The following is a 17,136-nucleotide window of genomic DNA, read 5'->3' on the forward strand; positions in this document are numbered from 1 at the left end:
GCACAACCTCAGCTTCACGCAGCTTGCCAATGATCTCTTCCGGGCGATGCTTCTTGCTCGGCATTCCTTGTCTCCTTCGTCATCCAAAATATCATCAATTTTGGACCACTCAGAAGGGGGCAGATCATTCGCCGGCTCAGCCTGGGGAACGATGGCGGCACCGTTTCAGCAGAGCCGCATCGCCCGCAACAGTCGCAACCTTGAACGGGCCGCTCAGCGCGGCGGTTCGGTCAGCCGCGCATGACAAGGAAAAGCCTATGACGAGGTCCTCTTCGATAGTCCGATGGCTTCGGCGTTCGACAATCGTCATCGCCCTGCTCCCGGCGTTGGCGAGCGGGGCATCGGGGCCAAAGAAGCTGCCGGTTTGCAACGGCAAGCACCTGCGTGACGCTAACATCTATGGAAGCGTTTTGCCGGGTTCACCATTACCGGCCGTGGTTGCGCCCCCTGCCCCGCCACCCGTGCCGCAGATCAAGCAACCGATCGAAGGCGGGACACCGCCGCCGCCGGTTCCCGACCCCGCGCCCGAAAAGACTTCCGCGCGGACGGATCCTCGATCCTTTGGGAGTTGCTGACCATGCGCAGCCAGGCGGAGGGCGTGCCCGCAAAGGACGCCGAGCTCTATTTCGGGCAGGCACGATCCTGGGATCAGGATCGCCAGCGCAAGTCGCTTCGATCCGAGCGCATAGCGTGGATCGTGGCAGGCCTGGCGATGATTGTGTCAGCTGCGGAGGGGTTCGCGCTCGCGGGCCTTGCCCCGCTGAAAACCGTCATGCCGTATATCATCCGGGTCAACCAGACGACGGGCGCGGTCGACGTCCAGACCACCCTCACCCAGAAGCCGATGCGCTACGACGAGGCGGTCACGAAATTTTTCCTCGCGCAATATGTCAGGCAGCGAGAGAGCTGGTTGCCGGCGGCGGCCGAAGAGAATTTCAGGGCCGTCACCATCCTGTCCGAGCCGGGCGAGCAGCAGCGCTGGGGTCGCTTTTTCAGTTCGAACAACGCGGCGAGTCCACAGGTCGTCTGGGGCAAAGGTGCGGTGGTCCAGGCCCGTGTCCGCAACATCGCCTTCATCAATGACCGTGTTGCCAACGTGCGCTTCACCCGCACGGTGCAGACCGAAACGGATACGCAGAGCAGTGATTGGATCGCGACGGTGACCTTCCAATACACCAACGCGCCGATGGCGGAGGGCGACCGGTACCGTAATCCGCTTGGGTTTCAGGTCCAAAACTACCGCGCCGACCCGGAGGTGGTGCGGTGAAGCGGCTGATCCATATCGCAGGCATCCTCGCGCTTATTGCCGCGCCCGCGTTGGCCGAGGATACGCCGCGCGCGGGACCAGCAGACCAGCGCGTGAAGTTCGTCGAATATCAGGAGACCCAGGTCTACCGCATCGTCGGCACGTTCCGCACGGCGACGCAGGTCGTCCTCGGTGCCGACGAGACGATCGAGCATGTCGCACTCGGGGACACGGTATCGTGGGAAGTGGCGGTCGCCGGTCACATCCTCTTCCTGAAGCCACGCGAGCGCGCAGGTCCAACCAACCTTATCGTCACGACCAATCGCGGCGGCGAGCTTCGCAACTACGCGTTCGAGTTGACTACGCGCCGGGGGCCGATCGGTCGTGGCAGCAGTAACACCTTCTTCCAGGTCCGTTTCCGCTACCCGCGTGATGAAGCAGACCGCGCGGCCCGGATGCGGGCGACCCAAGAGGCGCAACGCGTCGCGGCGCTTCAGGCGAGCGTCGTTCGCGGTGCGCTCGATCATGGTGTGATAGAGGGGCCGCGCAATTTGAATTACAAGGTCCAGGGCTCGAGCGACCTCCAGCCGTCGGAGATCTCCGACAACGGCCAGTTCACGGTCCTGCGCTTCCCAGGAAGCCATGAGATTCCGGCGATCTACCTTGTTCGGCCGGATGGCTCGGAAAGCCTTGTCCCGTTCGATGTGCGAGACGAATTCGTTGTGGTGCATGCCGTTGCGGCTCAACTCCGACTGCGCCGTAACCGAGAGGTGCTGTGCATCTATAATCTGGCACCGACCCCTTACGGTGTCGACTACGGCACCAACACTGCGTCGCCGCATGTCGAGCGCACCATTCAAGACCCGAAGGAGTGAGCGCGATGGACGAATCTGCGCCTGAGGACCGTCGTCGCCCGCATGGCGATCCCACGCCCGAGCGCGACGAGATCATCCGCGAACGCGGTATCGACCCGATCGGCGGCATGACGCCGGCGAAGCGCAACACAGCGCTGATCTTCGCCGGCACGGCGATGGTGCTCGGCATTCTGTGGGTGAATTCGGGACCGAGCAAGAATGTCAGCAGCTTGATGGCGAAACCCGAAGCAATGGCGCGGCGACCCGATCTCGCGGCGCGCGAGACGGTCGCTTATGATGCTGTCGCTACAAAGGCCAAGCCGCTCGGCCTAGCAGCTGTTGATCCCAACGCGCCGGTCATCAACCCACCGCCTGGTGCACAGGTCGTCGGCCCTGATGGCCAGATCGTACCCGCAATTCAACCGGGAGCGGCCCCCGCCGCGGCACCGCAGAACAATCGCCAGAACCTCGCCGACCAGGCGCGGCGATCGACATTGATCGCCTATGGCGGCCGGGACGCGATGCGCGCTTCGGGAGCCGGGACCAGCGCCGATCCCGCCCAGCCAGAAACAGCCGGCGATGGGTCTGCGGGCCAGGCCGCCCGCGGCGCGCCCAATGCGCTGGACGCGCTTCGACAGAGTTCCGCGGTCGGCGAAGCGCGGGCCTCGATGCTGCCGAACCGCAACTATCTCGTGACCGCCGGAACGCTGATCCCGTGTATTCTCCAGACTGCCATGAACTCGGCGCAGCCCGGCTACACCTCCTGTTTGATCCCGCGCGACGTCTATTCCGAAAATGGCCGGGTCGTGCTGATGGAGAAAGGCACGAAGGTGCTCGGCGAATATCATGGCGGCATTCAGCAGGGCCAGAACCGCCTTTTCGTTCTATGGACGAGAGCGGTCACACCTCAGGGGGTCCGAATCGACCTGGCGTCGCCCGGCTCGGACGCGCTCGGCCGAGCGGGAATAGCCGGATCGGTCGACACATTCTTCTGGGCACGGTTCGGCAGCGCATTGCTGCTCTCGTTGGTCGACGACGCCGCCTATATCGCCGGTCAATCGGTGTCGGGCGGCAGCAACAACTTCAACAACACGACGCGCACGCCGAGCGAAGGCGCGGGCATAGCACTCCAGAACAGCATCAACATCCGCCCCGTGCTCAAAAAGAACCAGGGCGAGGAAGTCGGGATATTCGTCGCCAAAGACTTCAATTTCGCCGACGTCTACAATCTCGAGCTGCGGCGTTGACGTGAGCGATACCGCCGTCCTGCGCCACTACCTGGCACCGATCCTGCCACTGCTGGAGCCGGTCGAGGTGACGGAGCTTGTGATCAACAAGCCCGGCGAGGTCGGCATCGAGGATCATCAGGGCTGGCATTGGCATGATGTCGCCGAACTCGACAGCGACTGGCTCGCGACGCTCGCCGTCGCCGCCGCGAGTTTCACCCGGCAGGACGTCAATGCAGAGACGCCGATCTGCTCGACGATATTGCCTGGTGGCGAGCGCTGCCAGATCGTCATACCGTCAGTGACGCCGAGCGGGGCGCCATCCTTCACGGTGCGCAAGCCATCGCGCGTCAACCTCGCAATCGATCAACTCGCCAACACGGGACTGTTCAAGGGCACGCGCTCTGCCGCACGCGGTCTCGGCGGGGTCGATGCGCAGCTGGTAGCGCAACGCGATGCCGGTGACTGGCCGTCCTTCTTCAGGACCGCAGTTGCTGCCCGCAAGAACATCCTGGTGAGCGGCGCGACCGGGTCAGGCAAGACCACCTTCGCCAAGGCGCTCATCCAGCTGATCCCGCCCCATGAGCGGCTGCTGACGATCGAGGATACGCGCGAGCTCGTCGTCGAGCATCGCAACGTCGTGCATATGGTCTATTCGAGCGAGCGACAGGGCCTCGCCAAGGTCGGCCCCAAGCAATTGCTCGAAAGCGCGCTTCGCATGCGCCCCGATCGCATCCTGCTGCAGGAGCTGCGCGACGGCACCGCCTTCTTCTATCTGCGCAACGTCAACTCGGGGCATCCTGGCTCGATCACGACCGTCCATGCCGGCTCGGCCATGGGAGCGTTCGAGCAGCTCACCTTGCTGGTCAAGGAATCGGAGGGCGGGCGGGATCTCGCCCGCGACGACATCCGCGGGCTGCTTCGCATGTTGGTCGACGTTGTTGTCCAGACCCGCAAGCACGCCGGAAAATTCGAGGTCGAGGAGGTATATTTTGACCCGCCTGTCGGACGCACGATCACTCACTAGGGTCGCGATCGTCGCGGGGATCCTCGCGGCGGTGCTTATCCTCGGCTCCCTGTGCGCGGTGCTGGTGGCGCTCGTCGGCTTGAAGCAGATCGGGCCGCGGATGCAGATCACGGCGGTGCCAGCATGGCTCTGGTACTATCGCGGCGATCCGCTCCTCCACCTGTGGTTGAACCGGGGCGCGTTGGTCAGCGGTGCAATCGCCTTCGTCATTTTGCTCGTCATCCTGAAACGGGGGCGCTCGCTGCATGGCGAGGCGCGGTTCGCGCGTGAAAGCGAGATCCGGCAAGAACAGCTGCGCAGCAAGAGCGGCATCATCGTCGGCCAGAAGGGTGGCCGCTATCTTGTGTTCGGCGGGACCGAGCATGTGCTGCTCGAGGCGCCCACGCGTGCTGGCAAGGGCGTAGGTGTCGTGATCCCCAATCTTCTGAGTTGGGCGGACTCGGTCGTGGTGCTCGACGTGAAGCGCGAGAACTGGGACATCACAGCCGGCTTCCGGGCGCGCCATGGCCAAGCCGTCTATCTGTTCGACCCGCTCGATCCCGAAGGGCGGACCGCGCGGTACAATCCGCTGAGCTTCATCGATCGTCTCGACGACGTCGATGTGGTCAACGAGCTCCAGAAGATCGGCGGCATGTTATTTCCAGCACCCGAGAAGGCCGACCCCTTCTGGGCTGAAGCCGCGCGCGCCGCCTTCGTCGGCGTCGGCGCCCTTGTTGCGGCCAACCCCGCCCTCCCCTTCACGATCGGCGAAATCTACCGGCGGCTGACGGCGGGCGACCCGAAGGTCGAGCTGCCCAAGGTTGTCGATGAAGCGCAGAAGCGCGGGCAGCGGCTAAGCCAGGCCTGCGTCTCGGCGTTGAGCGACTTCACCTCCGCGTCCGACAACACCTTCTCCGGTATCAAGCAGACGATCACCTCGAAGCTCAGCCTCTGGCTTAACCCCTATGTCGATGCAGCGACGTCGGAGACCGACTTCGATCTGCGCCAGGTCCGCCGCGAGCGGATTTCGATCTATCTGGGCGTCTCGCCGGACAATATCGATCGGATCGCGCCGGTCTATAATCTGTTCCTGCAGCAGCTGATCGATCTCAACACGCGGGAGTTGCCGGCGTCCGGGGGCCAGGTGCCCGTCCTCCTGCTGCTCGATGAATTCGCTCGACTGGGCAAGGCACCGGTAATCGCGTCGGCCTTTTCCTATGTCGCCGGCTACGGGCTACGCTTGTTGCCGGTAATCCAGAGCCGCTCGCAACCGCGGGGAATCTACGGTGCGGACGTCACCGACGAGATTATCGCCAACTGCGGTCTGGAGGTGGTTTTCACACCGAAAGAGCTGAGGGTCGCCAATGAACTCTCCGAGCGGCTCGGCTTCTTCACGATGAACGTAAAGTCGAAGAGCCGCACCATTCACGGCATGCTCGCCAACCGTAGCATTTCGGAATCCGATCAGCGCCGCGCGCTGATGATGCCGCAAGAGCTGATGCAGATGCCCAAGGGCGATTTGCTGTTGCTGCGCGGCGGGATTCCGCCGGTTCGCGCGCGTAAGATCGAGTATTTCCGCTCGCGGCATTTCACCAGCAGGATCTCGGACCCGCCCAAGGTTGCGCCGCGGCTGACCGTGATCCCGCAGGCGAAACAGGTCTCGCCGCCGGCCAGCGCCGGCGCTGGCTCGGATGTGCTTGCCCAAGCGATCGAGGCGAAGCGGGCGGCGCTCCTCACCCCACCACCAACCGAGGAAGAGCCCGCCGTGACCCGCACGCTGACTGACGACGAATTGTCCGGCTATGCCGAGATCACCGACGACATGCTCGTCCTGGGCGAACTTGAGGAGCTTCCGCCGCCGGGCGATGAGAAAGCGGCGATTGCCTTCGTCATGGCGATGACCGCGCGTGCGGCCATCGAGCCGGACGACGATCACGATTCATCCGAAGCATTAGTGACAGCGAGGCATGATCATGGCCGATAATGACAAGGCGGCGGCGCCCAAGCCGCGCGCCAGGACCAACAGCGTCGCCTTTGACGACAAGGAGCGCGGCAAGGAGGCCGCGCCCGCAGTCCAGGCGACCAGACCCGACCCGGTCGCTCCTGCCATTGATGTGGAACGTACGGCCGAGCCGGGCAAGAAGCCGAAGGCTCTTTCCGTCGAGGCGGGCGATCTGCCCGAAGCCGTGCGCAAGCGCTATTATGCCGACAAGGCGAAATGGTCCGGGGAGCCGGCCTTTTTTACCTCGGCCGAGATGAAGGATCCAGCGTTCCGCGATCAGGGCCGCCGGCTCGTCACGGCGACAGAGAGCCAGGAGGTCGTGAAGGATCTCGTCGCGATCGCGCAGCATCGTGGGTGGGAGAGGATCCACGTCACGGGGACCGAAGCCTTCCGGCGATCGGTTTGGCTCGAGGCGGGCCAGAAGGGGCTCGATGTCAGAGGCTATAAGCCGAATGATCGCGATTTGCAGGAGCTCGACCGCCTCCGCAGCGATGCCAGCAAGAACACGATCGCGCCAATGATCGCGCGCGACGCGGCCGAGAGCCGCGATCCGGCGCCCGGCCGGCGATCGAGCGAGTCCCCCGTTACAGCGCGGCAGCCCGGCGGGCGCGCCGATGGGCGGTCGATGCCCAACGATCGGGCTGTCGATAGCCAGATGCGTGTGATGGAAGCCGTGATCCGGCGCACCTTGTTCGATAATCCAGAGGCCGTCACGCGCGTGATGACCGTAGCGCGCGCGCAGCTCGATGCGCATATAGCTGTCGGGCGCACTATTCGGCCCGCCATTGTCCGGGATGCGGGCGCATCGGTGCAACGCGGGGTCGAGCCTACCGCAGGGCCAGCGCGAGGCGCGCCTGTTCGGCAAGGCCGGGATCACAAGCCGCCCGAGCGTAGCCGATCGCGCTGATGTAGGCGCAGAGGCTGGTTTGGGAATCGATCCGTTCGTTCGTATTTTGCGAACATATTTGGCCTGTCGTAAACTGCGCATTGCCATCGGTTCGCAAATCGTTCAAATAGTTCGTCATGGACGAACGAAAGCGCCAGCCATTAAACCAGCTTCTCACCAGCCTGACCCCCGGGCTGATGGTCGATTCCGCCTGGTTGCAGGCGCAGGGCATCTCCAGGACATCGATCCACGATTATGTCCAGCGGGGCTGGCTCGAACGCGTCGCGCCGCGCGTCTACCGACGCGCGAACCCGGCTGGCGGGGCGACAAGCTTGCGCTGGGACATGGCAGTGATGTCAGCGCAACGGATTGGAACTGCATCCTTCTATATCGGCGGCATGACCGCACTCGAACTCCGCGGGCTAGGGCATTTCGCCCGTCTCGGCGGCGACCGGACGGTCCATCTCTATGATCCGGAAGGCGCGGTTCCCTCCTGGCTGCAGAAGCTCCCGACCGACGCGATGGTAGTCCTCCACAACCGCGCGCTTTTCTCGAATCCATCGCTTGGTGTCGAATGGCATCGGCTCGATCTGGGGACGACGCGCCTCGGTGCCGCCGTGCCGTCGCCAGACGCGAGTGAACCTTGGGACCATTTCTTGCGGGTAGCGGGTGCCGAGCGGGCAACCATCGAGATGATGGAAAACGTGCCCCAACGCCTGAGCTTCGAGCATGTCGATACGATCTTCGAGGGCTTGACGACGTTGCGGCCGAGGCTCCTGACCAGCCTGCTTGAAGGATGCAAGAGCATCCGAGCCAAGCGGCTGTTCCTGTTCTTCGCCGATCGCCACGACCATGGCTGGGCGAAGCATATCGATCGCCAGCATATCGATCTGGGTCGCGGAAAGCGGCAGCTCGTCCCGGGCGGGCGGTTGGACCCTCATTACCAGATAACGGTGCCGGCGACCTTCACCGCCAAGGCAGGGGAAACAGCCCAATGACCGCGCAGCGATATGTCGACCAGGTCAGCTTGCTCGTCCGCGCCATCCCCGAGATCGCGCGCGAAGACATCTTCGCGTTGAAAGGCGGGACTGCGATCAACCTGTTCGTGCGCGACTTGCCGCGCCTGTCGGTCGATATCGATCTCGTCTATCTGCCCGTCGCCGATCGCGACAGCTCGCTTCAGGCAGTCCGCGATGGTCTCGACCGGATCGCGTCACGGCTCGAGCGAGACGGGCGCATGACCGTCGAACGGCGGCTCCTTCCCGACGGCAAGCGCCTGGTGGTCCAGTCCGACGGCGTGACGATCAAGATCGAGGTATCCCCGGTATTGCGGGGCTCGGTGTTCCCGCCGGTGCTGAGATCCGTGAACGCCGCAGTCGAGGAACGCTTCGGCTTCGTCGAAATGCAACTCGTGTCCGAGGCCGACCTCTATGCCGGGAAGATCGCGGCCGCGCTCGATCGCCAGCACCCCCGCGACCTGTTCGACATCCACTTCCTGTTCGCCAACGAAGGGATCAGCGACGATCTCTTCAAAGCCTTCCTGATTTATCTCGTCAGCCATCCGCGTCCCGCGCACGAACTGCTCTGCCCGCACCGGCTCGATATCAGCGCCCAATATAGCGACGAGTTTCTCGGCATGACCGTCGCGGACCTGTCCCTCGATGCCCTTCTGGAGGCACGGGAGCAGTTGGTGCGCGAGATCCTCGGCCGCGCGAGCCATGGTGCAAATCGCCACTTCCTCACCTCCTTCCATCACCTCACGCCCGATTGGGATGCGCTCGGTTTCGAGTCCACGATCGCGGACTTGCCGGCGCTACGCTGGAAGCGCCTCAATCTTGAGCGGCTACGCTCGGAGAATCCGGCGAAGTTCGATCACCAGCTGCAGGCGCTCCAGGATTGCCTCGGGTCGGCGTAAGCGCCCGCCCAGAAAAGCGGTCGGTCGGCAAGGACCGGGTCATAGCCGTTTTGAGGCGGTCGAGGGCTTCCTGAGATCTGCCCTTCGTTCCGCCGTGGTCGATGAGGCTGGAATGACGGGGGTTGGGACTTACCCGCCATTCCCAACGACGGCGGCAAACGTCAGCTTCCGGCGGGAGCGGACACTCAGACGTTCGCCAGTGCAGTGGCCCCCAATGAGCGAGTTCATGTTCGCAGGCCCTTTCGGCGCGGGACCGCCTTCGGCTATGGTGACGCGACCGCGACGCACTGCGGCCGGCAAACCACCTCCCAGCGGAGAAGCTCCCTATGAGCGCCACCAATTCCACCCCGCCAAGCATGCACGAGTGGCAACAACAGCACCTGCAACGTTACCTCCGGTCCGGCGGCACGGACGGCCATTTTTTTGATTTCGGCCCAATCAATGACGAGGGCTATCAACCGATCTGCCTGATAAAGCATGTAGGCCGCAAGACTGGCCGCACGCTGGTCGTGCCGCTCATCTACGGCATGGTCGAAGGCGAGATCGCAATCGTCGCTTCGAAGGGCGGCTCGCCAACACACCCCGCATGGTACCTCAACATCGCGGCGGCGAGTGAGGTCGAGGTCCAGGTCGCCACGCAGGCCTTCCGCGCCACCTGGCGCGAGCCCGTCGATGCCGAGCGGCAGCGGATCTGGGGCCAGATGGTCGCGATCTATCCGCCCTACGCCGATTATCAGGAGAGCACGGACCGTCTGATCCCGCTCGTCCTGATGAAGCCGGTGGCCGCCATCTCGGTATTCGAAGAAGCTGATCTGGATCGCTGAAGCATTGATGCGAACACCGGCCCGACGCCGGTGGATGGCGTAGTGATCCGCGTCGGTCAGGAACTTTTCGTCCATCACGCCGAGGCTTGATGTTCGCGATGTGCGAAGTTTGTGCTAGCATGATCGTTTCCTGAAAAGGGACCATAATGCCGAAAGCAGCGTATCCGATCGACGAAGCCGCCCGGCTCGATGCGCTATTGGAACTTGGCGTGTTGGACACGCCTCCGGAGCCAGAGTTTGACGCCTTGGTCAAGGCTGCGGCCTTGATCTGCGAGGTTCCAATTTCGTTGGTCAGCCTGGTTGATGAGAAGCGTCAGTGGTTTAAAGCGAATGTGGGCCTGCCCGGGGTTGCCGAGACGCCACGCGATTTCGCGTTTTGTGCACATTCCATCCTCGGTAACGACCTGCTGGAGACGTCCGATGCGACGCTGGATCCACGGTTTTCCGATAATCCGCTGGTTACCGGCAACCCCGATATTCGCTTCTATGCAGGAGTGCCATTGCGCTTGAGCGGTGGTAGCCATGTCGGAACGCTATGCGTGATCGACCGCCAACCACGCCAGCTCAATGATATCCAGCGCGAAGTGCTGCGCAATCTCGCAAATGCCACCGTTAAAGCACTCGAAGGCAGGCTTGCCGTTCGAAAACTACATGATGCAGTCAAAATAATTAATGCTAGAGAGTCAAGCCTGCGGTTAATAGTTGATAATGCGCCGTCGATGATGGCGTATTGGAATCTTGACCTCACTTGCCGTTTTGCTAACCGGGTCTACGAGCGATGGTTCGGCGTTGAAGCAAGTGGACTGGTTGGCACCAACATCCGCGATCTTCTCGGGCCTGAATTATTCGCACTCAACAAGCCGCACATAGATGGGGTCCTCGCTGGTAACGAGCAAATATTCGAGCGGGCCATTCCCGGCCCGGACGGCATAATTCGGCACGGTCTTACATATTATTCGCCGGATATCATCGATGGCGAGGTGCGCGGATTCCTTGTTCAGGTGAGCGATGTGTCGGCACTTAAAAAGGCTCAGGCCTCGCTGGAGGAGGCTCAGCGGCTCGGTGGCATCGGCAGTTGGGAGTGGTTACCGGAGTCCGACGTTACGACCTGGTCGGAACAGCTCTATCACATCATGGGGCGAGATCCTGCGGATGGGTCCCCTTCGTTCGCCGACCATGCACAACTCTATACGGCGGAAAGCTGGGCGCGGCTGCAGACCGCTGTTGAGACTGCATTGCAGAGCGGCCAATCCTATATCCTGGAGATGGAGTTTGTAACGCCAGACGGACTGACAGGCTGGGTCGAGGCGCGAGGCGAGGTATTCCGCGATGAAGCACAGCATGTAGCCAAGCTGCGCGGTACCGTGCAGGATATAACGTTACGACGCGCTCTTACCGCACAGCTTGCGGCACAGCATGAATTGTTGCGCGTTACGCTCGAATCGATCGGCGATGCCGTGATAACCACCGACGAGCGCGGCATTATCACGTGGTTGAACCCGGTAGCCGCGCAAATGACCGGCTGGGATTCAGTTGATGCGCAGGGACGCCCCCTAAGCCAGGTTTTTCACATTATAAGCGAGGAAACCCGACGACTGGCCGAGAATCCAATCGAGGTCGCGCTACGGCAAGGCCGGATCGTCGGCCTTGCCAACCACACAATGCTGATTTCACGAAATGGTCACGAATTCAGCATTGAGGATTCGGCGGCGCCGATCCGTAGCGAAACTGGCGACATGATGGGCGCGGTTCTGGTATTTCACGACGTCACGGAGCAACGCCGCCTGAGCAACGAGATGAGCCACCGGGCGCGGCACGACGGTCTCACCGGCTTGCTCAACCGGACCGAGTTCGAGATCCGATTACAACGTGCACTTACCGAAGCGCAGACGGGCGGGAGCGCTCACGCTCTGATGTATATCGATCTCGATCAGTTCAAGATCGTCAACGACACTTGCGGTCACACGGCAGGCGACATGTTGCTTCAGCAAATCACGAAGCTGCTCCGGGACACGGTTCGTAGCGGGGATACGATCGCGCGCCTCGGCGGCGATGAATTCGCCGTCCTTCTCGAACATTGCTCCCGCCACGACGCCGAGCGCGTCGCGCAGCAGATTTGCGATCGCCTCGACGACTTCCGCTTCATCCATGATGGAAAGCGGTTCAGAATTGGCGCCAGTATCGGTCTGGTCCCGATCGACAGCCACTGGCCCACCTCGACAGCAATCATGCAAGCCGCGGATAGTTCCTGCTACGCCGCAAAGGAGGCAGGCCGCAACCGCGTGCATATATGGTTCGAGGCGGACCACATGATGCACGCCCGACAAGGTGAGACTCAATGGGCGACCCGGCTGGAGGCGGCGCTCGACGAGGGGCGCTTCCGCTTGTTCGCGCAACGTATTTTGCCCGTCAACGATACCGGGCATGGATTGTATTTGGAGGTGCTGCTGCGTCTGGTGGAAAATGACGGCATGGTGATCCTGCCGGGCCTATTTCTCCCTGCTGCCGAACGGTTCCATCTGGCTTCGCGGATCGATCGGTCGGTGATCAGGCAGGTTGCCGACCTGCTGGCGGGCCAGCCTGATCTCTCGGCTGTCGATACGATCTGCATCAACCTTTCCGGTCAATCCATCGGCGATCGCGCGTTCCATAGGGAGGCAATAAGCATATTGAGCGCCGCCGGCACGTCTGTGTGCGAGTGCATCTGCCTGGAAATCACGGAAACGGCCGCTATCACCAACATCGCCGATGCCGGCGCTTTCATTGAACAGATGCATCGGCTCGGCGTAAGGATCGCGCTCGATGATTTCGGTGCGGGCGCCGCCTCATTCGGTTACCTCAAATCATTGGCGATCGATGTTCTGAAGATCGACGGTCAATTTGTACGCGACATGATCAGCGATCCGCTCGATGAAGCGGCGGTACGCTGCTTCGTGGATGTCGGCAGAGTCCTCGGCATCAAGATTGTCGCGGAGGGCGTTGAGAAGCAGGCTGTATTTTCCCGCTTGAAGCTGATGGGCGCGGATTATGCGCAGGGCTATCTCTTCCATCGACCTGAGCCGATCGAAGACATCATCCATTGCGCCCGCGCCGGTGATGGCGAGCGCGATTCATCGATCGCTGCAGAAGTTATCGCCGGAAGAGGCCCCGTCCTCGGCACGGAAATGTTCTGTCCAGATTGCCCCTGAAAGTCGCCGACGGAAGCAGCTTCCCTAGGTAACGTCGATCGGGACCGGCAGGATTTTTCCGAAATGGCCGTTCGCTGCCGATAAGTGGAACGACCGGCTTTGGGTCGTAAGCGCCCGAAAGATCTATCCGGCGTCGACCGGCAGCTATTCTCACCGTCCTTGCCTGCAGCGGACAGTGCGCCCCTTTTCCCGTTCCCGGTCCGCACTCCGATAGCCAAGCGGCACGGCGCAAGTTCCTCGATGCGGTTGACCCGGTGCCCTTCGGCGATGCGGGTCAGCGCTTCGCGCAGCCACGCTTCGGGGTCAACGAACTTGAGTTTTGGCGGTCTCGATACGGCCGACCGCTTAGCGGAGCGAAGCGATCAGCTTCGGCTATGGCGCGAGACACGGCATTTGTTCGATGTTTGTTCCATGCTATATCGGGCACTCATCGAGTCGATTTGCGTGAGGTGAGCCATGTCGAGGCTCTATACCGTCGTCAGCACTGTCCCCGAGATCGCCGCGCATTTCGGCGCGGAAGCGAGTCCTGAGCTGACGGTGCCGTCGGAGACCGTCGAGGCCCTGCCGGGCCTGGTGGTGTTCGAGAAAAGCGGCCGCCGGCTGATGCGGCAGATGGACTGGGGCTTTCCGCGATTGACCCGCGAAATGCGCGAGCGCGGAGATCTCCCTGGGCGGATCGGCCTCGTCGCCGATCTCACCAATCCGCTATGGGACAAGCTCGTCGTGCAGCCGCAATATCGCTGCCTGATCCCACTCACTCACTTCGCCAACCCGAATGGCGATCCCGGATCGAAGACGCGCAGCTGGTTCTCGGTCTCCGATCGGCCAATGCTCGCCTGGGCGGGCTTCTGCCGCAATGTCCCGGACTATGGACCCGTCTATGCCGGCATGACGATGACCGCCAATGCGGCGGTCGAGCCCTATAACGACCGCATGCCCGTGCTGCTCGAACCGCAAGACTATGCGCGGTGGCTCGGCTGCTCAATCAGGGACGTCATCGGCTTTCAGATTCGCCCCCCGATAGCGGCTGCGCGGATGACGGTGTTGCACAGTGACGATCTCTGGCGGAGCGGTGATCTTCCGGCCGCGCTGCAACCGCAAATGGCTTTGCTATGATCGCGATCATCGGCGATGATCGACCCTGAAACACGAGCCAGGACCGTCCATGTGTAATCTCTACACAGTCAGGAAAAGCGCGGCAGAAGTCGCGGCGCATTTCGGTGTCGATGTGCCGACCGAATTCAACACGCCCGAAGAAACACTGCCAGGTTATCCCGGCATGGTCGTTCGCGAAGCCGAGGGCGCGCGCGTTCTTCAGTCGATGGTGTGGGGTTTCCCGCGGCCGATGAAAAGCAAGAAGACCGGCCTTCCGATCAAGCCGAAGCCCGTCAACAACATCGCCGACCTGACCAATTTCATGTGGCGCGGGATCGCACCGAAGCCGCAGTGGCGTTGCCTGATCCCGGTGACCGGCTTCGCCGAAGCGGAGGGTGAAAAAGGCTCGATGACGCGGACCTGGTTCGCGGTGAAGGATCAACCGATCTTCGCCTGGGCGGGCATGTGGCGGATCAGCGACGAATGGGGAGCCGTTTATTCCGGGATGATGACCGACTGCAATGAGGCGATCCGCCCGGTGCACGACCGAATGCCGGTCCTGTTGCACCCGGACGAATATGACCAGTGGCTCCACGGCTCTCTGGATGATGTGATCGCCTTCCGCGACCGATGCTTTCCGGACGAGTTGATTGAGATGAATCGGACGGACGAGCTGTGGTCGCGCCGGCGACCCGCACAGGTAAGCCTGGATCAACTCTGACCGCGGCGGCCTCGCGGCCTGGCCCCTGCCCTATCGATCGCGATCGCGCGGCTTGGGCCGTTCGCGATCGGGTGCCTTGCCGCTTTCGTTTCCGGTTTCTGGGCTACGCTCGACACCGCCACCAGCGGCCCGTTCGGCCATCATGATTTCGCGCGCGCGCTCCAGGCGCCGCGATACGGCCGGCGGCATCGCCGCGACGAAGCTCGTCACGTCTTCAGCTAGAGCGAGGTCATCCTCCTTGCCCGTCGCGGCCAGCGCTGCCGCCGCCTGAGCATAGGCACCGCGGATGAACTTCTGCCGGCCGAGCGCTGCCACATCCTCGGGCCGCCGCTCTGGCTCGGCCGAGCGCGCGAACTCGGCCGCGCGTTCCTCGGTCAGCCGATGGATGTCGAGCCCCCTGCCCTGCTCCGCCGTGCGCGCTTCGAGATGCAGCGCCGGCGAGCGAACCCGCTTCTGGACATGACCGCGCGCGCGGCGCGGCGTCGCCTCGGCCGCGACGCCGCGTTGCCGCAATTCGTGCGCAAAGCTCTCGCGCCAGTGATGCAGATCCGCCTTGCGCGGATTGAAGCGTGTTCCGTCTTCGCCCTGGGTCGCAACGGTCAGGTGGACATGCGGATGATCGGTATCGGTATGCAGCGCGACCATATAGGCGAACTGCCCTTCGAACTCGACGCGCGCAAAGGCCTGGACCGCGTCGTGGATCGTCGCCGCATCGGTGGTGCCGCCCGGCATTGAGAGCACCATCGACATCGAGGTCGGTCGATCCTTGCCATAGGGGTTCATGGCCTGGTCGAGCATGTCCCAATCGGCGGCGATGACCTTGAGCCGCTTCTCGTCGGTGATGATCTCGCCTTCGCTGCTGCGGACCTCGAGCTTTCCGTGCCGCGAAATATAGCCGAAATGCTCGGCGAGATGGGCAGCACCACGCTGCTTGCCCGAGATCTTGACCATGACCTCCGGCGCCTTGCGCACGATCCGTTCGAGTTTCGCTCTAGCCTCGGCCTGCGACAAGGCGGGCGCGCCCTCCGCCGCTCCCCTGCCCTTGCCGCCGGATCGAATTCGCAGCGTACCGCCCTTCAACGTCCGCTTGCCCCCGGTCGGCGGGCGCCAGGCCTCCATCAGGCTCGGCAGCGGAAGGACGTCATCATCCTTCACGCCGGCGTATCCCAATAGGCGACGTCGCCGGCGAGTGCGCGACCCAGCGCGCGAAGCTGACCGTCGATTTCTTCCTGGAACGAGGCGACCCGCGCCGCTTCGCGCGCGAGATCGAGGCCCGAGTCCACCATCGTCGCCGCATTGAGCGCGCGCACCGCCTGGTTGAGGTTGATCCCGATCCGATTGAGCTCGCGCCAGGATTGCGAGATCAGCGCGCGGTCAGGTTGTGGCGGCGGCGATTTGCCGAAGAGTCGGCGGCGCAACAGCGCGACGATCCATTCGGTGCGCTTGAGACCTCGTTCGCTAGCCGCCGCGTCGAGCCGGTCGATGTCGGTCGCGGTCAGGCGGACTTCGACGCGGGCGGTCGTCCGCTCACGCGGCGACGGGACAAGGACTTCATCTTGGGGATTGCGAAGCGCCTGATCGATCAGGCCGCGCAGGTGGGCCGAACGACCTCCGTGGGAAGCCGCCACCGCATCGAAGCGCGCCGCGAGTTCATCGGGCAATCGCACGTTGAAGACAGCCACCTCAAAAGGCTATTGTCATACATCCCCGGCGTCAAGCCTATCCGGCCCTCACCTAATTTGAACCTTCTTCAGTCTGCTCAAGCAGACTCGAAGCCTTCTTCCGAACCATCGCCTCCCCGGCTGCATACGCAAGCCGAAAATGCCCTGCGAAACGAAAATGGCGGCATCCCTGAAGAAGGGATGCCGCCATCATTCTATCTGAAAAATCGATTTCTCTACGCGGAGTGAGGGGTTCTGGTGGTTGGTCTCGCGCTAGGCATCATTGGCCGACGTTGGCGGGTTCGCCTCGTCGATCAGGCGTTGAATGGCTGCGATCGGAGTATCGTCCTCAAGACGGATCATCGCACCGCACGAACAGGCCGCGGCCTTCTGCAACCGTATCTGGCTGAAGGGCACGTTGAGAATTGCCCCGCATTTTGGGCAGTCCACTTGCGCACAGATATCGTCCAACTCACCGGCCATCGGTAATCCTGACTTTCCAAAGCGACTCA

At 62.7% G+C, this 17,136-nt stretch carries 15 protein-coding genes and 2 pseudogenes; 13 read left to right on the forward strand and 4 right to left on the reverse strand.

Annotation, left to right across the window (positions count from 1 at the left end; genetic code table 11):
* Window positions 1-115: 115 nt before the first annotated feature.
* From WP12_RS25920 to WP12_RS24230, 11 genes and pseudogenes are all read left to right on the forward strand, one after another.
* Window positions 116-244 (forward strand): annotated as a pseudogene (locus WP12_RS25920) (type IV secretion system protein); the annotation flags it as partial.
* A 333-nt stretch (window positions 245-577) separates the two neighbouring features.
* Window positions 578-1,267, forward strand: a complete 690-nt coding sequence (locus tag WP12_RS15885) for a virB8 family protein (protein ID WP_046194749.1) — start codon at window positions 578-580, stop codon at window positions 1,265-1,267.
* Complete coding sequence (gene virB9, locus WP12_RS15890; protein ID WP_046194664.1) at window positions 1,264-2,121, forward strand: P-type conjugative transfer protein VirB9; 858 nt, start codon at window positions 1,264-1,266, stop codon at window positions 2,119-2,121. The genes WP12_RS15885 and virB9 overlap by 4 nt, the downstream gene beginning before the upstream one ends.
* A gap of 5 nt (window positions 2,122-2,126) precedes the next feature.
* On the forward strand, window positions 2,127-3,347 hold the full coding sequence (gene virB10, locus WP12_RS15895) for a type IV secretion system protein VirB10 (RefSeq protein ID WP_046194665.1): 1,221 nt from the start codon (window positions 2,127-2,129) through the stop codon (window positions 3,345-3,347).
* A 1-nt stretch (window position 3,348) separates the two neighbouring features.
* Window positions 3,349-4,353 (forward strand): P-type DNA transfer ATPase VirB11, encoded by a 1,005-nt coding sequence (gene virB11, locus WP12_RS15900; RefSeq protein ID WP_046194666.1) that lies wholly within the window; start codon window positions 3,349-3,351, stop codon window positions 4,351-4,353.
* Window positions 4,319-6,316: a type IV secretory system conjugative DNA transfer family protein gene (locus WP12_RS15905; protein WP_200894538.1), complete on the forward strand. Its 1,998-nt coding sequence runs from the start codon at window positions 4,319-4,321 to the stop codon at window positions 6,314-6,316. The genes virB11 and WP12_RS15905 overlap by 35 nt, the downstream gene beginning before the upstream one ends.
* Entirely contained in the window at window positions 6,306-7,241 is a 936-nt protein-coding gene (locus WP12_RS15910; protein WP_046194751.1) for an LPD7 domain-containing protein, read from the forward strand. The genes WP12_RS15905 and WP12_RS15910 overlap by 11 nt, the downstream gene beginning before the upstream one ends.
* Before the next feature lie 116 nt (window positions 7,242-7,357).
* On the forward strand, window positions 7,358-8,218 hold the full coding sequence (locus WP12_RS15915; protein ID WP_046194667.1) for a type IV toxin-antitoxin system AbiEi family antitoxin: 861 nt from the start codon (window positions 7,358-7,360) through the stop codon (window positions 8,216-8,218).
* A complete protein-coding gene (locus WP12_RS15920) occupies window positions 8,215-9,135 on the forward strand; it encodes a nucleotidyl transferase AbiEii/AbiGii toxin family protein (RefSeq protein WP_046194668.1) in 921 nt (306 codons plus the stop codon). Before WP12_RS15915 ends, WP12_RS15920 begins: the two co-directional genes overlap by 4 nt.
* Before the next feature lie 326 nt (window positions 9,136-9,461).
* The gene (locus WP12_RS15925; RefSeq protein WP_046194669.1) at window positions 9,462-9,959 is read left to right on the forward strand and encodes a nitroreductase family deazaflavin-dependent oxidoreductase; all 498 of its coding nucleotides are present in this window, start codon (window positions 9,462-9,464) and stop codon (window positions 9,957-9,959) included.
* A 146-nt stretch (window positions 9,960-10,105) separates the two neighbouring features.
* The gene (locus WP12_RS24230) at window positions 10,106-13,147 is read left to right on the forward strand and encodes an EAL domain-containing protein (protein WP_084691191.1); all 3,042 of its coding nucleotides are present in this window, start codon (window positions 10,106-10,108) and stop codon (window positions 13,145-13,147) included.
* Between the two features lie 236 nt (window positions 13,148-13,383).
* Here WP12_RS24230 and WP12_RS26490 read toward each other — a convergent pair.
* Window positions 13,384-13,455 (reverse strand): annotated as a pseudogene (locus WP12_RS26490) (transposase domain-containing protein); the annotation flags it as partial.
* A 148-nt stretch (window positions 13,456-13,603) separates the two neighbouring features.
* On the opposite strand from WP12_RS26490, the gene WP12_RS15935 reads away from it, so the two are divergent.
* Both WP12_RS15935 and WP12_RS15940 read left to right on the forward strand, forming a co-directional pair.
* A complete protein-coding gene (locus WP12_RS15935; protein ID WP_046194670.1) occupies window positions 13,604-14,263 on the forward strand; it encodes an SOS response-associated peptidase family protein in 660 nt (219 codons plus the stop codon).
* A 49-nt stretch (window positions 14,264-14,312) separates the two neighbouring features.
* Window positions 14,313-14,963, forward strand: a complete 651-nt coding sequence (locus tag WP12_RS15940) for an SOS response-associated peptidase (protein ID WP_046194671.1) — start codon at window positions 14,313-14,315, stop codon at window positions 14,961-14,963.
* A gap of 30 nt (window positions 14,964-14,993) precedes the next feature.
* Here WP12_RS15940 and WP12_RS15945 read toward each other — a convergent pair whose 3' ends face one another.
* From WP12_RS15945 to WP12_RS15955, 3 genes are all read right to left on the reverse strand, one after another.
* Window positions 14,994-16,082, reverse strand: coding sequence for a relaxase/mobilization nuclease domain-containing protein (locus tag WP12_RS15945; RefSeq protein ID WP_046194753.1), 1,089 nt, complete (start codon window positions 16,080-16,082; stop codon window positions 14,994-14,996).
* A gap of 32 nt (window positions 16,083-16,114) precedes the next feature.
* The gene (locus WP12_RS15950; protein ID WP_046194672.1) at window positions 16,115-16,645 is read right to left on the reverse strand and encodes a plasmid mobilization protein; all 531 of its coding nucleotides are present in this window, start codon (window positions 16,643-16,645) and stop codon (window positions 16,115-16,117) included.
* A 252-nt stretch (window positions 16,646-16,897) separates the two neighbouring features.
* Entirely contained in the window at window positions 16,898-17,107 is a 210-nt protein-coding gene (locus tag WP12_RS15955; RefSeq protein WP_046194673.1) for a hypothetical protein, read from the reverse strand.
* Between the last annotated feature and the right edge of the window lie 29 nt (window positions 17,108-17,136).

It is taken from the genome of Sphingomonas sp. SRS2 (assembly GCF_000971055.1).
Lineage (GTDB): Bacteria > Pseudomonadota > Alphaproteobacteria > Sphingomonadales > Sphingomonadaceae > Rhizorhabdus.

Bases quoted from the DNA above. Each gene is read 5' to 3' on its own strand.
- WP12_RS15885 (WP_046194749.1), top strand. From the start codon at position 578: ATGCGCAGCCAGGCGGAGGGCGTGCCCGCAAAGGACGCCGAGCTCTAT.
- virB10 (WP_046194665.1), top strand. From the start codon at position 2,127: ATGGACGAATCTGCGCCTGAGGACCGTCGTCGCCCGCATGGCGATCCC.
- WP12_RS15910 (WP_046194751.1), top strand. From the start codon at position 6,306: ATGGCCGATAATGACAAGGCGGCGGCGCCCAAGCCGCGCGCCAGGACC.
- WP12_RS15915 (WP_046194667.1), top strand. From the start codon at position 7,358: ATGGACGAACGAAAGCGCCAGCCATTAAACCAGCTTCTCACCAGCCTG.
- WP12_RS15920 (WP_046194668.1), top strand. From the start codon at position 8,215: ATGACCGCGCAGCGATATGTCGACCAGGTCAGCTTGCTCGTCCGCGCC.
- WP12_RS15925 (WP_046194669.1), top strand. From the start codon at position 9,462: ATGAGCGCCACCAATTCCACCCCGCCAAGCATGCACGAGTGGCAACAA.
- WP12_RS24230 (WP_084691191.1), top strand. From the start codon at position 10,106: ATGCCGAAAGCAGCGTATCCGATCGACGAAGCCGCCCGGCTCGATGCG.
- WP12_RS15935 (WP_046194670.1), top strand. From the start codon at position 13,604: ATGTCGAGGCTCTATACCGTCGTCAGCACTGTCCCCGAGATCGCCGCG.
- WP12_RS15940 (WP_046194671.1), top strand. From the start codon at position 14,313: ATGTGTAATCTCTACACAGTCAGGAAAAGCGCGGCAGAAGTCGCGGCG.
- WP12_RS15945 (WP_046194753.1), bottom strand. From the start codon at position 16,082: ATGGAGGCCTGGCGCCCGCCGACCGGGGGCAAGCGGACGTTGAAGGGC.
- WP12_RS15955 (WP_046194673.1), bottom strand. From the start codon at position 17,107: ATGGCCGGTGAGTTGGACGATATCTGTGCGCAAGTGGACTGCCCAAAA.